The organism is Streptomyces sp. NPDC002306, from assembly GCF_053593435.1.
Map to the genome: position 1 here is coordinate 488692 of NZ_JBSFCK010000003.1, position 15656 is coordinate 504347.

Here is a 15656-nt window from a genome sequence, read left to right on the forward strand (position 1 = left end):
GCACCCTGTCGGGGCTATGCGGCACCCGGCTTTTCGTTACGCTCCGCAATCACCTTGAGGAGGTCGGCGCGGACGATGCCGCGCCGGGTGGTGCGGGCGCCGTCCTCGGTCGTCCCGGCCACGTCGCGGGTGCGGATGCCGTGCGGCTTGAGCGCGGAGGTGACGTTCTCGCCCTTCCAGCCGCCGTAGACCTCGGGGCGGAGTTCGGCGAGGCGAGCGGCGATCCGCTCGTTCCACACCCGCTCTTCCGCCTCCGGCACCACCGCGACGACGTCGGCGAGCAGGTCGTAGGCGGGGCCGGTGACCGCCTCGGGGGCTTCCCCGAGCGCGAAGCCGGACAGCAGTCCGGCCTTCTCGCGAATGCTGCGGGCGCGTTCGGCGATCGCGTCGGCGCCGGGGGCGTCCACGTAGACGGAGGAGACGATGCGGGCGTCGGCGCCCTCGCCGACGAAGTAGTGAATGCCCTTGTCACCCCAGGCGAACATGGTCGCCCGCACCCCGCGCTTGTAGGCGGAGGTGCCCAGCACCATGTCGTTCTCCGTCTGGCCCATGACCTTCAGGCACCACCGTGCGGACGCGTTCGCGGAGATCCCGGTGGGCAGCGACTTGGCATCCGGGCGCTGCGTGGCCAGCAGCATCACGATCCCGGTGGCCGGTCCCCGCTTGACCAGGTCAGTGGCGATCTCCTCGAACTCCTTGCCGTGCTCGGGGTGCTCGAACAACACCTGGCACTCATCCACCCCGACCACGATCGGGTGCAGACCGAGCGACCTCTTGTCGGCAAGCTGGCTGGTCACCTTGTTCTCGGGGCAGATGTCCCGGGGCAGCGAGCGGATCACCTTCACCCGCCGGCGCAGTTCCTCGCGCAGGGCGCGGAAGTCACCCAGCACGTAGAGGATCGCCTCGTCATCGTCACCGGCGGCGTGCCGGTGGGACACGTTGTTGCCGACCGGGTCCAGGTCGCCGGTGCCCTTCATATCGAAGCTGTGCACCTCCGCCCGCGGATCCAGCGCCGCGATCAGCAGAAGCAGCCTGAGCAGGAAGGTCTTACCCATGCGGGGGATCGCGCCGATCACTCCAGCGATGAACATCAGGGTGATCTCCACCCAGCGTCCGCGCTGGTCGGTGCCGAACGCGACCGGCTTGAACAGGTCGACCGTCCCCGACTTGGCCAGCGGCCACGCGGGCTTCTTTGCAGTGTTCATGTCCTGGTCGCCCACCCACAGCACCAGCCGCCCCGGGTGCTCCGGGGCGGCCTCCGGCCACACACAGCCCAGCGGGCGGCGCAGACCGGAGGCGAGGCGCTCGCGCTTCTCGATGATGTCCGTGACCGTCACGCCGTAGGGCAGCTCGCCCGTGGCACGCCAGCCGGGGCCGTCGCGGGTGATCGGGGCGGTGAACTCGAACCCGTCCCGGCCCTTGGCCTGCGCCTGGCTGATCGCCGGAATGCCCAGCGCTCCCAGGGCCCGCAGCACGATGTCACTGGTGAGCTTGGACGCTTTGGGGATCTCCACCGCCCGGTAGATGACCGGCTGGTCGGCCTTGCGGCCGTTCATTCCCAGCGCGAGCAGCACGGCGCCGACCGAGACGGCCTGAAGCCAGTCGGGGGCCAGCACGTACAGGGCAAGCGCCAGACCAAGACCGACGAACATGCCCAGCACCATGACCAGCGTGCGCAGACGCACCCGTCCGTCCCGCTGCCGCGACAGCTTCAGGTACTCCGCCGCGTCCTCGCGGCGCACGGCCGCCAGACGCACGGGCTCGCCCTCGCGGTCGGCGACCCATCGCATGGTGCCGCCCACGAACCGGGCCAGCCCGGACGGGGCCTGCATGGTCAGCCGGGCGGCATACACCGGAGTGCGCAGCGCGTGATATCCGGCGGTGTGGGCGTAGTGGCGGGCCACCCACGCGGACGCGGTCTTGAGTTCGGCGACCGAGCGCAGCCACAGCGGGACCACGTCCCGCCGCTTAGCGGCCGCCAGTCGACCCAGGTAGCCGGGACCGGCCGCCTTCACGGCCGGGTCGTCGACCAACCGTCGGGCGGTCGGGTCGGTCGACGCGGGGTCGGCGGTCGGGGTCGACTCGCGTGCGGCGCGGGCCTTGTCGAGGTCGACCACGTCCGCCCCCTCGCTGGGGGTGGTGTCGGAGGCCATTTCGGCTTCCAGCCGGTTGAAGAGTTCGTTGTCGTCATCGGGGTGCTTCACTGAGGTTCCTTCCGCTTTCGGGTGTGAGGGAGAGCGGGCCCGGCCGACGCTGTAGGAGGTGGGCGGCCGGGCCCGAGACTGCTGTCAGAGTCACGTTCTGGTGGCTTTTGGAAACGCGCTCGCCGACGATGACCGGGCCTTCCCAGTCGCCGTTGGCCGGAGTCCAATCAGGCAGCGTCGGAGCGGGTAAAGGTGTCGAACTGACTGGGTGTGATCAGGCCGGACTCGCGCCATTCCGCGAGCAGATCGGCTTGTCCCTCGATGGCCTCGCACTTGCCGCATAGCCGCCCGGCCGGGCGACGCCGGCGACGGGAGCCGGGCGGACGCTCGCCCCACTTGCACGCAGGCAGGCCCGCGGCTTCGGCCTCGCGTTCCAACTCCCGTAGCGGCTTTGTGGCGTGGGGGTAGAAGAACTCGATCTCATCGAGCTCGCCGGGCTTGGCGAACGCTCCGCACAGGCACTCCCCGGACATGTGCAGGTGCACGGTGACCTCGTTGAGCGGGAGGGCGTCCGGGGTGCACACCAGGTGTTCGGCGTGCTGGTGCGGGAGGGTGCAGCGGTGGCGGTCGCGGTATTCGCGCATGTGGGCGTCGGTCCAGTGCACGATCGGCGAGACCCAGATCAGGGCGCCTTCGCGGTCGACCTCTTCGGCGTTGCGGAACCTGCGGTCGGTCTCGGCCCAGCGCATACCGCCGAGGTAGACGACGTTGCGGGTGCGGCCGTGGCGGCCGATGATCTCCGCTCGCAGGCGTTGCAGGGGCTCATCCTTCAACCTGCGGTACATGACCGAGTGCCCGGCAGGACCGGGGAAGCCCTTCCATACCGGACGGCCGATGTTCTTGCCGCGGGTGGCTAGCACGTTGCCCAGCACGAGATCCTGATAGGAGTTCTTCGGGTGCAGCTCGTGCAGCGGCAGGCCCCAGGCAGCGACCACGTCGCGTACGTGCTGGGTGGTTTCCGGGATGCCGGTACCAGTGTTGACGTGCGCAATCGCATCCACACGGTGGCGGAAGAGGTGGTTGACGACCACCGAGTCGTTGCCGCCGGAGAACAACCCGACCGTGGCCATGACCGGGAACGCAGCCAGGACGCGATCGAGGATCGCGAACGAACGAGCGATCGCCTCATCCAAGGTCAAAGCCTCGGGCTCCGCTTCCGCTTTCGGTGGCCGGCCGGTGATGCGGTCGGCCATGCCCGGGAACATGTCCCCGGCCGCCTGCCTGCGCCGATTGCGGGAGGTCACGCAACCACTCCCGCCGTGCGGGCCCGTTCGGCAAGCAGTGTGTCCCGCAGCATCCGCGCGTTGGCCGGCGATGTGCGGACCTCGCGGCGTATGCCCTCAGCCGTGATCCGGCTGTCCGGCCACCCGGCCGTGACCTTGCGCGTCTCGCCAAGCAACTGCTCCGGGGTGCGCTTCGGTCGGGGCGACTTCGCGGCCCCCGGGACCCGACCGGTCACCCGTCGGCGCGCCGCCGCAGGCGCCACCGGCGGAATCGGGGCGATCGGGGCCGGGACGGGGGCGACCGGCTTGAGCGGGAGAATCGACTTGCCCAGGTCGACCGCGACCGGATCGGGGACCGAAAGTCGGGCCAGTGTCACCACCGGGGCCGGGGTCGATTCCCGCAGGTCAGCCATAGACCGATTCCTCAGGGTCTCAATAGATTCCTCCTCATTCGCGTCCGTGTCGGGAATCGGGGCGAGAGCGGGGGTGAGGCCGCCGAACATCGACCCGAGTGCGGCATCCGCACCGGCCGTGATCCGGTCGCGCTGGACTTCCAGCAGCCGCGATCCGAGCGCCGCGTCCCCGACTCCGACCTTGCGGGCCAGACGCCACGACTTACGCTCCGAGAGCTTCCTGACCCAAGCGGTCGGGTGTTGGGCGGCGCGGGCGCGGTGGTACGCGAGGGCCTGGACGATGTCGGCGGTGCGCCGCTCGTTCTCCGCGTCGCGGCCGTCGGTGTGCACGACGATCCGGCGGGCGAGAAACGCCATGCCCTCCGCCGACACGGACATGCCCATCGGGGTCAGGGCGTAGATCACGGTCCGGCCGCCGTCGGGCGCGGCCATGGCGCCCATGACGGCGGCGGCGGCCGGAAGCGCCCACAGCCCCATGCGCACGATGCGCGGCGAGGACTGGCCCAGCATGGTCAGTCCCAGCAGGACCAGGGCGAGCACGGCCGTGGCGCCCTCGCCGGCGGCGAGCGCCCCCAGCGCGGTGCCCTTGCCGTAGGCGTGCCCGATGTTGCTGTACGTGCCGATCCCGCCGAACACGCCGGTGGCGAGCATGGGCACGAACGCGGCGGTTAGGACACCGATCTGAGTGTTCGTCAGCGGCTTGTGGGCGTTCATCACGCCACCTCCTTGCCGGTGGTGCCCGGCCGGCCGTAGCGGCGGCCGTGGACGGTGGGCAGGGCGGGAGTCGTCTCGTACCGCGGGGCGATGCTGGCTCCCCCGCCCTCACGCTTGGCCCGGTACATGTGCTCATCCGCCTGCCGCAGCAACCCGGACAGGTCGGCGGTGCCGCGCCAGTAGCGGGCCGCCCCGACCGAGACGAACACGTCGATGTCCCGGCCCTCGAACGGCACCGGCCGCTCAAGGCTGCCGATCAGTTCCAGCACCTTGGCGCTCACGTTGCCGGTGACGGTGTCGGCCTCGCCGCACACGTCGACCACGGCGGCGAACTCATCTCCGCCAAGCCGTCCGGCCACGCCGTGGTGTCCGGCCGCCCACGCTCCCAGCCGCATGCCGGTCGCGCGGATCACCGCGTCTCCGGCCGCATGCCCGTGGGTGTCGTTGATCTCCTTGAACCAGTTCAGGTCCAGGACGAGCACGGCGCGCTGCTGCCCCTTCGACAGGCTCTTTACGGCGCGGGCCTCGATCGCGTCCCGCGTCCACAGACCGGTCAGCGGGTCACGGCGGGCGGCCTCGATCCGGCGCGCGAGCCGCAGCGCATGCACCGACCACCCGGCCGCCAACGGCAGACCACCGGCGAGGGCGAACACCAGCTCGCTCATGCCGCTTCCCCCGTCCCCGGCCGGTGGCCGCGAACCGAGCGCAGGAACGGCACGGTGCGGGTCAGCGCGTCGGCGTACAGGGCGTCCCAACCGGCGATGTCGTCACCGGCCGCCGCCTCCGCCCTCAGGTCGGCGAGCACGTCACGGGCCACGTCTTCGCGGGCCGCGCGCTCGTCGTCCGTCTCGAACTCCAGCGGGCCCCGGAACAGGTCGACGTCGATACCGAGCGCCAGTTCCGCGAACTCCAGGTCGCCGTGGGCTTCTTGGCCAGAGACGTAGGTGCGCATACGCATGGTGAGGTCTCTCCTTGAAAGCGTCGGGAAGGGCGCGGGGCGGTCGGTTGTCCTGTCCGGGAGCGACCGCCCCGCGAAGAACGGGGGTCAGACGGTGGCGATGATGAGCGCGGCAACCAGCAGCCACAGGTGATGGAAGGACTGGTCAAGCGCGTAGGCACCGGTGCCGATGTGCGGGTTGTCGTCGCGGTCGGCGCGCGGGGCACCGAGCCGGTAGAACTCGCCCTTGCCGGTCACCCGGGCGAGACACGCGAGGGTGCTGCGCCGGTCGGCCCACCAGTGCGTGACCGCGTCGACCGCGAGGCCGACGACGACGCCGACCACCGACAGGTGCAGTCCCAACAGGACGGCGGCCGGGATGAGCACGGCGAGCTTGGTGAGGGTGAGGGTGGCGACGTGCCGGGCGTCCGCGAGACGGCCGACCCAGCCGGGGCGGCCCTTGTGCGCGGACTGGTGAGAGGTCTGCACCCAGTGATCCCCCACGCTGTGGGCGACGTACAGGGCGATGAACACGGCGGCGAAGACAGCAGCAGCCATCGGGGCGACTCCTAATCAGGGGTGGAAGGGCCGGGCGATGGTTCAGCCGTTGCGGACGCGGCCGGAGACGGTGTTGGCGGACACGCTCAGGTGCCGGGCACCGGACAGGCGGACGTCACCGGAGACGCTGTGGGCGCTGACGTGCCCGGACGCGCCGTTGGTGGCCTGCACCTCGATTTCACCGGAGGTGGTTCCCAGGGTGGCGGCGCGGCCGTCGTACAAGTTGATGTCGATGTCACCGGACACCGAGTGCGCAGTGATCTGCTCGGTGACGCGACCGACCTGGATGTCGCCGGAGGTCGTATTGGCCCGCAGCTCCCGCACCCCGTCGGCGACCAGGTCGCCAGAGACGGAACGGAACTCGATCCGGTCGACGTAGCCGAAGACCTCGACGTCGGCGGACTGCGAGACGACCGCGAGGGAGGAATGCGGGGGCAGGCACACCGTGGCCTCGATGGGGCTCACGCTCTGCATGCCGTTCATGCCGCCGGAGACGACGCGGCCGTTGACGATGGTCACGCCGGTCACCGAGCCGTAGACCGTGCTGACGTTCTGCACGATGCGGTTGCCGCGGCGGCTCTGCACCATCACGTTGCCGGGGATCTCCGGCACCTCGATACCGAACGCCTGCCCGTTCTGCGTAGCGCGGGCGCGGTTGACGGCGTCCGCGGCCGGGCCGGTGGGGTCGTCGGTGCGCAGCACCACGCGGGCGGTGGTCAGGCTGTCGAGCACCTGAACGCGGACGCTGCCGACCGGCAGCGACAGGCCCAGCACGATCGGGCCGGAGGTCTCGGAGACGAAAACGCGCTCGGTCATGGAAGAACCCCTTGACTGTGTCGGGATGAAGAGGCCGAGCGCGGCGGGATGTCCTTGTCCGGGAGCCGCCGCGCTCGGTAAGCAGGCCAACGCCGCACGAAGCGACGGGCCAAGTGCCCGGGCCCGATCCGATCGGGCGCCCTCACGGCGTGATGCCGGGGCGGTGACGATGTCTCCTTCGGGGGTGCCGCGCCCGTGTCAGGTAGCTCGGCATGACCCCGTTGTAGGCGTATGGAGACGTGACCTTTCGGTCTAAGCCCTCCCGAATGACCAGGGTCGGGTGCGCCCTCGGCCCGCTCTGTCCCGGGCCCCTTGAGTCCGCGTCCGGTGGACGTGGCCCCCATTGGTCGTGCTTCGGCGCCACACACCCCAATGCGTGGTGTGTATTACCTACCACTCACGTTGGCAGAAGGATTCCGCGCCGTCAACCCGTGGCTTTCGACTCGGAACCGCCGGCCTGCCCCGTGCGGTGGTGATTCAACTGTCGCCACCCAAGGCGCGGTTCGGGAGCGAGTACTTGGGGGTGCACTCGTGCACTCCTAGGTGCGAACCCTCTGCACCCCGGGCCTGACCTGCGTAGAGTGACGATGAGTCAAGCTGCTACTACGGCCGCACTCTGGGGGTCCCATGGCAGACCGGAACGCCAGGCTGGCCGCGCTCATGCAGGAAGGCGACTTCTCGCACAAGTCCCTTGCTCGCGCGGTGGTCGCCGCTGCCGCTCGGTCAGGTGAGGACATCACCTGCGATCACACGTACGTCTCGCGATGGCTCAAGGGGGCGATGCCCCGCGGCAACATGCCGCAGTTCCTCGCGGATGCCGTCGGGCAGAAGGTGGGGCGCCGGCTCACCCTGGACGACATCGGCATGGGTGACGCGGCCGTGTCCTCAGTACAGCCTGACCTCGGACTTGAGTTCGCAGACGGACCTGAGGCGACGGCCAAGACCGTCACGGACCTCTGGCGGGCCGACCTTGCTGAGGCTGAGGTGCTGGTCAGAGCGCAGCCGGATTCAGCCGCCTGGAACACGGCTTCCCTACGCTGGATCGTCGCCCCGCCGGACGGGGAGCTGACGCGCGGCGGCAACCGTGCGATCGGCACGGTGGACGTGGAAATGATCCGTTCCACCGCTGACGCGTTCAGCATGCTCGATGGCAAGTTCGGCGGTGGTCACGCCCGACGCGCGCTGATCCAGTACCTGCACACCGACGTCCGGCCGATGCTGGACGGGAAGTACTCCGACTCCGTGGGCAAACAGCTCTACTCGGCCGTGGCAGAAGCCCTGTTGCTTGCGGGGTGGATGTCGTACGACAGCGGCCTCCACGGCATCGCTCAGCGGTACTTCATCCAAGCACTGCGCATGACACAAGCAGCAGGGGACCGGCTCCTTGGCGGCAGCATCCTTTCCGCAATGAGCCACCAGGCCACGTTCCTCGGGCGCTATCAGGACGCCGCCACTCTTGCTCGGGCGGCTTACACAGGACCGGCCGGCGTAATAGGGCCCACGATGTCCGCACAGTTCCGGGCTATGGAGGCGCGAGCTCTAGCCCGTCTCGGCGACGAGCGAGGGTGCGACCTCGCCTTGGTTGAGGCAGAGCGCAAGCTCAGTCAGCAGACCCCGGACAGCGATCCGCCCTACATCGCGTATTTCGATGAAGTGGAACTTGCAGCCGAGATCGGTCATTGCTTCCGCGATTTGGGTCGGTCCGCAGAAGCGGCGCAACGCGGCGCGGGGTCAATTTTCGGCGATGGCCTGAACAATCGAAGCGATTTCTTCGCAACCATGGTGCAGGCCGAAGCCTTTATCAACCAAGGTGAAATCGAGCGCGGCTGCGAAATTGCCAAGAATGCACTGCAACTCGGCGAGGGACTGAAGTCAGCACGCTGCGTTCAGTACGTTCGAGAATTTCGCGAAGGCGTTGGACCCGCAATGCGGGGTGCTACGGAATTCCGCACTTTCGTGGAAGAGGCACGCACCTTCCGCCTCTGGCAGCAATGCGGCTTGACACCCTAAATGTATTCGATGAGGGTAGGGAAAGTTGGAATCAGTAAGTCAGGCAGCGAAGCAGTTTTGGGTCCGAGAAGGCGGCCCGGGCCATCCATACGATCAAGCCGGGCAACGCCTCGAAGAAGCCCTGATTGCCGAGCTCGTCGCTCGCGGTGTGGACCCGGATTGGATTAAGCGGGGGCGCGATGCAACCCTTCCGATGGTGCGAGGTGTTGATCGAAGCTGGGATATTGTGATCAGCAAGGACAGTGTTCCACTCGCGGCAATAGTTTGGAAGGCAGGTTCCGCAGCCACCTTCAGGAATAATATGCGGAATCATATGCAGGAATTGAGCACCATTGCCGCCGACGTAAGGATGCGTTACGGACATCCGGACCTGTACCGCATCCGGCCGCACCTTGGCTTCATATTCATCGAGGAAGAACGTCAAGAGCGTTTTGCGCTTCCTCGCGGAGTCAGGCCCAATGCGCCTGTCGAGTTGCGTTCTAGTACCCTCAGCCGTATTTCAGACCACTTCTACGAACGACTCCTAGAAACTCGCCTCTACGATAATGCTTGCTACATCGTCTCGAATGGAGACCCTAAGTCCGCGTTGAGTCAACCGCATCGATCGATGGAGTTGGGCAGTTTTATCGAGCAGTTGGCGGAAGATGTACTCGTTCTGGCAGCACGCCATGAAAGAAACGGAATAACTCTCGACGCATACTTCGAACTGCTCTCCAAAAAGAATGACATCAGCCACCTGAGCACCCAGGGGGACGAAGCCGCTCTTGAGGGGATGTTGTCGAGCAAGCTGACGGAGGACGCTCTTTTCGAGATCAAGCAAGGATTCTGCGCTGTCAACGACCCGACGAAATTCGATGACAGAAATTTCGACAAGATACTAAAAATTGCGTCAGCGATGGCTAATACAGGAACAGGCGCGGAGGGCGTGATCCTTGTAGGCGTTGCAGATGATGCTCAAGATGCGGCCGCAATCAAAAGATTCTCTTCTGTAAATAGCATTGAGGTTGGGGGGTTCTATATCACCGGGACGAGGCACGAGATAGATCGCCTAGGAAGAAGTATTGATGAGCATTTCCGCTGGCTCGTTAGCAAGATAAGGAATGCTAAACTGACGCCTCGGTTCGCCGAAGAAGTGGCCTCATCGTTGACCCCCTTCACCTATAAAGGGTATCTGCTCTGGAGAATCGACGTCAGGGCTATGAACACTCCTGTTACCTATGACGGAAGGTTCTATGTGCGTAGTGGCCCTGGTGTGCGTGAGGTAAGCGGGGACGCCATCGTCGATTTGGTCCGCAAATTCGACACGCGTGAACCCTAGCTAGAAGGGAGCCCAGTCTCGGCGTGATCCGCCTGACCGGAGAGTCGCTACCCGCTTCTCAACCTCGTCAGCGGCCCGAGGGTTCGCGCCCGCGTTCTGCGAGAGCCACGTAACCATCAGAAGTTCTCGCACGCTCCGCAGTACTGCGTACCCGGCCCATTCGCGCACGTCGAATCCGTAACCAGCCACGAAATCTGCATACTCAGCTTCCGTATGCCATCCAAAGCTGTCATAGTACATGGCTGTTTGCATCAGGTCCCACTCACGGGGGCCCGTGGCGAATCCGTCCAGGTCAATTACGCGCGGATGTCCGGCCGCGTCACGCAGGACATTACCCACATTGAAGTCACCGTGCACGTGACCCGACGGAAGTGAGAATTCGAGGCGCCTATACTCGGCCTCCAAATCTCTCGCCATCGAGCGCAGATATGCACGAGTGCTCTCCGGGATGACAGCGCGCTCCAGGCGGCTGACGACCTTGTCAAACGGCTGGAGTCGCGGCAGTGAAAAAGGCGGCGGCTCTAGGTCATGGAGCCGCCGTAGTAGCACGCCCATTTCCGCTGTACTCGCGTATGTGTCGCCGTCTGCGAGTCCTTCCCAGAAGGTGACCGGTTGGTCTTCGATCACGATCGGTTGTTCGGCGTCCGTGACGAGATGGGCGGCGGGATACCCCTGGTCCGCGAGCCAACGGGCCACGGCTACCTCTCGCCGCACCGCGGTAAGGCGGTCGGCGCCCCTTCCCACTCGCGAGATGATCCGTCCGCCGTCGACACGGAACACGGCATGGTCGCCTAGCCGAAGGATCTCGATGCCGTCAGGCTCCAGGTCGGCGACCACGCATGCCCGGCGCAGGATGGCCTCTGCCGCATCCGCGTCGAACTCCGTGCGTTCCCTCGTCGTCATGCCGTCTGCGCCTCCCGTTCGGTCGGAAGCCTAAGGACTTCCCGACCTCGCCCTGCCCCCTTGCCGATCAGCCCTTGACCTTCCATCTGTGCGATAGCAGAGCGCACGGCGGTCCGGGACGCACCGAACCGCTCGCACAGCTCCTTTTCGGTCGGGAAGCGGTCGCCCACCTTCGCCCCCTCCCCGCGCAACAGGTCGGTGACCCGCTCGACCAACGGCCGGCGGTCGCCAGTCCCGGCCACGTACCATCCGGCGCCCTGTACCGACTCGATCACACCATCGGCCTTGAGCGCAGCGAGCGCCCGCTCGATGGTGCTGCGGCTCACGCCGTACCTGCTCACGAGTGCCGACTGCGACGGCAGCACTTCAGTGATCTCGCCGTCCCTGATCTTCTCGCGGAGAGATTCCGAGACCTCCAGGTACGTACCTCGCGGACTGCCCTGCGGCACGTGGCCTCCCCTTCCTCGACCTCGGCGGTGGCCCGGTGGGCACCTAACGGAAACAAGGTTGCCACGCCCCGTGCGACCGGCCGAAGGCCTTACGCTCCTGCTGCCTTACAGTGCTCTCTTCCAGTGCCCCCGGGCGCGATGCTGAAGGGCCAACCTCGCGGCCCTTCAGCGCGAAGTTATCGCGGCGCCCGAACAGCCTAGGAGCGGTTGCCGTCATTCCAGATGTAGACGCCAAGGGTTGCTGAGCCGTACCAACTCTCCGGCCCAACCTCGGCCGTGAGAGACGGGTACTCGCTGATGAGCTCCTGAACCTCGGCCGGGTCCACCGGTTCGTACGGCTGGTTGAAGACCAGTGCGGGCCTGCCGGTGGTCCGGGAAAGCCATGTGGTCGTGTGGTCGTAGAACCCCGCTCCCTCTTGGCGCAGCGGCCCTTGTCGAGCCAGTGGAGCCCAGATGAACACCCCGTGCTGCCACTCTTCAGGTCGTGCTGGTCCGCCCAGTCCAGCAGGTCCACGCGCATACGGACGTAAACGTTCGGGCCGTAGGGCCAGTCCACGCCTTCGGCATCACGGGTGAGGACGTCCCGGGAGCGGTCATCGAGAGAGCTGATCAGCTTCTTCTGACTGGCACTCTGGCACCGCGAGCACCACCACTTCGCTTCTTTCCCGGAGCCGAAGAACAGCCCATCCCGGCGGCGACTCCCGCATCCCACGCAGTCATACATAGTCTTACTCCTTCGCTTTTCTCGGGACCGTTCGGCGCTGTGAGGGGCGGTCGCGACCGCCCGCAATCACCGGGTACGCATCGCGCATGCTAAAACACAATTGGCTCACATTTCGGGTTTGAGCTGCTTTTTCTTGCGGTCGCGAGCGAACCCGACGAAACTAATGATCAGGAATTTGACACCGAACGATGGCACGAGCCATCCTGCATAAATCCAAAATGTGCCCCACCACCCATCATCTCCGTCAGGGTCCATTATCGGAATCCAAAGAAAGTTGCCTGCAATAATAGAGAGCCACCTCCCCGTCTCCTTAGGGACTCGCCCCGCTCTGAACTCGAAGAATATGGTAAGCGCCATGAACAGCATGAAGTGGTAAAGGGTGAGCACCCATACGACTGGGTTCACCCAGTCTGCGGACCCTTCAACGAAGCGAATTTGGCGAGGCCACTCCCACAGCATGATGAGAATTAGAACTTGGATGGGGAAGGATCGAATCAGATCCTTGCGAAAAACACGGAGACGTTCTTCATGCCGAAGCGCAAAGTCAGCAAGTTCCTCAAATAGCGGGTTCGGTGCCGTCTCGGGATCTAGCCCATGCCTGGCTCGGACGGCTTCGGTTAGCGCATCCTCCTGGCTCGCCGCGCGAATCCGCATCCTGGCATCACCAGCATAAGCCGCGACTTCTGCATAGAAGGTGTCAATCGTGTCAGAGTTGAGCCGCGAGGTGTTGGCTACTTGAACCCATCCGGGGCTCTCATCTACGGACCGTAACTGTTCAGTAAGGTTTACCCAGAACAGTTCTTTCTTTTTCATGTCGTAGACGACGCCGATGATGGGGATGCGACTCTGCCGCCAGTCGTCGAAATGGTCATCTATGGGGATCGCATACCCGTTGACTCTTTTGTACTTCTTGCCACTCTTCACCTGAATGGCAATCCAGTAAGGCGTCCTCTTGCTGCCGCGCGTGAAGTTAACGATCATGTCCTCGCCGTGATCGTTCCCTCCGTCGATCTCCTGAACGAGGTGATCGTGTTCCTCAAGAAGGGTGCGAAGGGCGTTGACGCCCGCCCTCTCGATCTTGCGACTGCCACGGACAGTTGACACTGGCCCCCCTGAAGTCAGCGACCGCCAGGATATCGGCAGGCACCGACAACCCGGGCTGGTCACGTCCGTCTAACCACGCGCTGACCTGGCCTTCTCAAAGGTCGTTCGTTGTCCTGGTCTTTGTCCAGTGCGCTGACGGCCGCCAACGTTCACTGCGGTCCACTTACCGTCTCTGACCTGCTATTTGACCCCCTGCGAACGCCCCCGTACGGCCGCGCGGACAGTTAGAAAGCGTGTTGGGGCGACCTTCACGAGTTCGGGTCTAGGTCCATCGAAGCCGCCTGCAGCCCTCGACCGCTTCAGCGGTCGGGGGCTTCGGCACGTCTCCGTCCCTGGACGTCAGGCAGTGCGACTGACTCGCCGCGACCACTCGGTGTAGCGCCACGCCAGAGCGTCCCTGTGAGGTAGGGAGGGCAAGACAAGGTTGGGGTGAATGATCCCAAGTTCATCCAAGGTGGGGCCCTCCGGACGAACTTCCGCGGTCAGCGTGTCTGGGTTGATCGCGAAGAGGTGAGCGTCAAATGCGCGGTGAAGGGCCGCGTTCATGGGCAGACCGTTTCGAGCGTCCGAACTGCCACCGTCGGCATCCCCCCGCAGGTGAGCAGCTTCGATCATCTCGGGAACGGCGATGCCCGACAACGGGCAGCGAGGCCCGTACCGACGGAACACCTCGATCTTGAAGCGCGCTTGGTCCGGGCGGACCGTCACTGCACCTCGCCGCTTCCGCCTGCGGTTGCCCTCCAACACGAACGGCTCCTCTTCAGATCGGTCCCGGTCGATGATGCGCTCGGGCGGAGCCTCGCCGAACCGGACGAGGAACAGGTGACTCTCGTCTTCCCATCCCTCCACCCAAGCGAGCTGTACGCCGCGTTGGTCGCCAACCTCGCTGATGACGAAGACAGGAAGCTTGAGTTCGGCGGCCACCTTGGTCGCGTTGACCTCTGCGAGGTCGTGCCCCGGGCGTCCCGTAACGGGGTAGTGGTACAGCGCGCCCGTATCGCTGAAATCGTCCGGGTAATGCTGCCCCGTGTGTTTGAGGCCGACCGCGACGCCGGCCGGATGGACCTTCTTCGTGCGAGCGGAGTCAACCCAGATGCCGCGCTGGTTTCCGTACGCTCCGACGGACCGTACGACGTCGGGAGGCACTAGACCGGCCTCGTTCCGACGGTTGACGAGGTCCTCCCAGACAAGGAGTCGCCAACTGCGCTCATCGTCGACGGACTTGGAGTGACTGTCGACGATGGTGAATCCAAGGCGGCGTAGCACCTTGTTCGTTGCCGCCTCGCCGCCGTCGAACTGCTTGTTGCTGAGCGCTCCCGTGGCGGGGTGCTGGTAGCCGTACGCCACACCGGCAATGGCCTTTGCGTCGTAGAGGCGGCCGGCGTGGCTGAGGTAATACTGAGCGGACGGACCGAAGTTGTACCGCTTGCGAAACGCAAGTCCGCCGAGATCGTCGAACTCGGCGAGGGCCTTCTCAACGGCTCCGGCATCCGATAGGTCTTGGATCTTCAACCCGCACCCCTGTGTTGTTGGTGTTGAGTACGAGCGTAGGCAATGCCACTGACAACGGCGTTTGCTCTCACGACCTTGGGGGGTGGGGGCGCGTCCCCCGATGTCCCGAGCATCAGCGAGGCTCTGAGGGCCCTCTCTGAACTGGGATGCCCCCCACGGCGAGCGCTGGCGAGTACAGACGCGAGTGGACGAGTTGCGCAAACTTCATCATTTGAGTCTGCAGCGGGGCCGTCGTAGAGGCGAAGCGCACCGTCTGCCCTGGAGGGCGTCCCGATCCATCAGGGCTCTGGGTGAGCCACTCATCGCAATCTTGGATCAGAGCATGGCGTGCTGCGTAGACGGCATCCAAGAGCCTGGTAACGGAGTCCTGTTCATCGGCCGAGAGCATGAGCCTCAAGACCCACTCTGCTGCTTGCATCTCGCGCATCCGGTCATGCACAGCGTCGCGCTTGATGCGGAAGTCGTCGTCAGAGCCATAGGCACCCTCGATCTGCTGTCGCACTACGCGCATTTGTCGGCGGACGGTGTCCACCGACAGGACCAGTTCCGCACAAGCCGTCCGCTAGCGGTCGATCGTCTCCGCGTACTGCGCAGACTCGTGTTGCAGCCGGGCTATGTTGAAATGCGAACGGCTTTGGAGTCGTGCGCTCGCCCATGTGGTCAGCGCACCGACGACGGCCCCGCTAGCACCCAGTCCCGCGCCCATGACTACTGCCCACTGGCCATCCATGGGCGAGACAGTAGAACTTTGATGGCAAGCAAAGCGAGACC

Annotated in this window: 13 protein-coding genes; 2 read left to right on the top strand and 11 right to left on the bottom strand. The window is 65.6% G+C overall.

Features of this window, described 5'->3' with window-relative positions:
* Window positions 1-14 precede the first annotated feature (14 nt).
* The 7 genes from ACWCQK_RS09820 to ACWCQK_RS09850 all read right to left on the bottom strand — a co-directional run bounded on the left by ACWCQK_RS09820 (window position 15) and on the right by ACWCQK_RS09850 (window position 6865).
* Window positions 15-2204, bottom strand: a complete 2190-nt coding sequence (locus tag ACWCQK_RS09820; RefSeq protein ID WP_451153738.1) for a cell division protein FtsK — start codon at window positions 2202-2204, stop codon at window positions 15-17.
* A gap of 167 nt (window positions 2205-2371) precedes the next feature.
* Window positions 2372-3397 carry a phosphoadenosine phosphosulfate reductase domain-containing protein gene (locus ACWCQK_RS09825; RefSeq protein WP_451153740.1) on the bottom strand — a complete coding sequence of 342 codons (1026 nt, stop codon included), beginning with the start codon at window positions 3395-3397 and terminating at the stop codon, window positions 2372-2374.
* Window positions 3398-3444: 47 nt separating this feature from the next.
* Complete coding sequence (locus ACWCQK_RS09830; protein WP_451153742.1) at window positions 3445-4554, bottom strand: conjugal transfer protein; 1110 nt, start codon at window positions 4552-4554, stop codon at window positions 3445-3447.
* Window positions 4554-5219 (bottom strand): GGDEF domain-containing protein, encoded by a 666-nt coding sequence (locus tag ACWCQK_RS09835; RefSeq protein ID WP_451153744.1) that lies wholly within the window; start codon window positions 5217-5219, stop codon window positions 4554-4556. Before ACWCQK_RS09835 ends, ACWCQK_RS09830 begins: the two co-directional genes overlap by 1 nt.
* The gene (locus ACWCQK_RS09840) at window positions 5216-5506 is read right to left on the bottom strand and encodes a hypothetical protein (protein ID WP_451153944.1); all 291 of its coding nucleotides are present in this window, start codon (window positions 5504-5506) and stop codon (window positions 5216-5218) included. Before ACWCQK_RS09840 ends, ACWCQK_RS09835 begins: the two co-directional genes overlap by 4 nt.
* 93 nt (window positions 5507-5599) lie before the next feature.
* Window positions 5600-6049 (bottom strand): DUF3307 domain-containing protein, encoded by a 450-nt coding sequence (locus ACWCQK_RS09845; RefSeq protein ID WP_451153746.1) that lies wholly within the window; start codon window positions 6047-6049, stop codon window positions 5600-5602.
* A gap of 42 nt (window positions 6050-6091) precedes the next feature.
* Window positions 6092-6865, bottom strand: coding sequence for a DUF4097 family beta strand repeat-containing protein (locus tag ACWCQK_RS09850; protein ID WP_451153748.1), 774 nt, complete (start codon window positions 6863-6865; stop codon window positions 6092-6094).
* A 627-nt stretch (window positions 6866-7492) separates the two neighbouring features.
* Between ACWCQK_RS09850 and ACWCQK_RS09855 the strand changes: the two genes are divergently transcribed.
* Window positions 7493-8875, top strand: a complete 1383-nt coding sequence (locus tag ACWCQK_RS09855; protein ID WP_451153750.1) for a hypothetical protein — start codon at window positions 7493-7495, stop codon at window positions 8873-8875.
* 25 nt (window positions 8876-8900) lie between these two features.
* Complete coding sequence (locus ACWCQK_RS09860) at window positions 8901-10193, top strand: PaeR7I family type II restriction endonuclease (protein WP_451153752.1); 1293 nt, start codon at window positions 8901-8903, stop codon at window positions 10191-10193.
* Here the strand turns inward: ACWCQK_RS09860 and ACWCQK_RS09865 are convergent, their stop codons facing one another.
* The 4 genes from ACWCQK_RS09865 to ACWCQK_RS09880 all read right to left on the bottom strand — a co-directional run bounded on the left by ACWCQK_RS09865 (window position 10194) and on the right by ACWCQK_RS09880 (window position 14885).
* Window positions 10194-11096 (bottom strand): phosphotransferase enzyme family protein, encoded by a 903-nt coding sequence (locus ACWCQK_RS09865; protein WP_451153754.1) that lies wholly within the window; start codon window positions 11094-11096, stop codon window positions 10194-10196. It abuts the gene before it with no gap.
* Window positions 11093-11545 carry a GntR family transcriptional regulator gene (locus tag ACWCQK_RS09870; protein ID WP_451153756.1) on the bottom strand — a complete coding sequence of 151 codons (453 nt, stop codon included), beginning with the start codon at window positions 11543-11545 and terminating at the stop codon, window positions 11093-11095. The genes ACWCQK_RS09865 and ACWCQK_RS09870 overlap by 4 nt, the downstream gene beginning before the upstream one ends.
* A gap of 829 nt (window positions 11546-12374) precedes the next feature.
* Entirely contained in the window at window positions 12375-13373 is a 999-nt protein-coding gene (locus ACWCQK_RS09875; RefSeq protein ID WP_451153758.1) for a DUF4365 domain-containing protein, read from the bottom strand.
* 339 nt (window positions 13374-13712) lie between these two features.
* Window positions 13713-14885, bottom strand: a complete 1173-nt coding sequence (locus ACWCQK_RS09880; RefSeq protein WP_451153760.1) for an HNH endonuclease — start codon at window positions 14883-14885, stop codon at window positions 13713-13715.
* Window positions 14886-15656 lie beyond the last annotated feature (771 nt).

Bases quoted from the DNA above. Each gene is read 5' to 3' on its own strand.
- ACWCQK_RS09840 (WP_451153944.1), bottom strand. From the start codon at position 5,506: ATGCGCACCTACGTCTCTGGCCAAGAAGCCCACGGCGACCTGGAGTTC.
- ACWCQK_RS09855 (WP_451153750.1), top strand. From the start codon at position 7,493: ATGGCAGACCGGAACGCCAGGCTGGCCGCGCTCATGCAGGAAGGCGAC.
- ACWCQK_RS09850 (WP_451153748.1), bottom strand. From the start codon at position 6,865: ATGACCGAGCGCGTTTTCGTCTCCGAGACCTCCGGCCCGATCGTGCTG.
- ACWCQK_RS09845 (WP_451153746.1), bottom strand. From the start codon at position 6,049: ATGGCTGCTGCTGTCTTCGCCGCCGTGTTCATCGCCCTGTACGTCGCC.
- ACWCQK_RS09865 (WP_451153754.1), bottom strand. From the start codon at position 11,096: ATGACGACGAGGGAACGCACGGAGTTCGACGCGGATGCGGCAGAGGCC.
- ACWCQK_RS09830 (WP_451153742.1), bottom strand. From the start codon at position 4,554: ATGAACGCCCACAAGCCGCTGACGAACACTCAGATCGGTGTCCTAACC.
- ACWCQK_RS09825 (WP_451153740.1), bottom strand. From the start codon at position 3,397: ATGGCCGACCGCATCACCGGCCGGCCACCGAAAGCGGAAGCGGAGCCC.
- ACWCQK_RS09835 (WP_451153744.1), bottom strand. From the start codon at position 5,219: ATGAGCGAGCTGGTGTTCGCCCTCGCCGGTGGTCTGCCGTTGGCGGCC.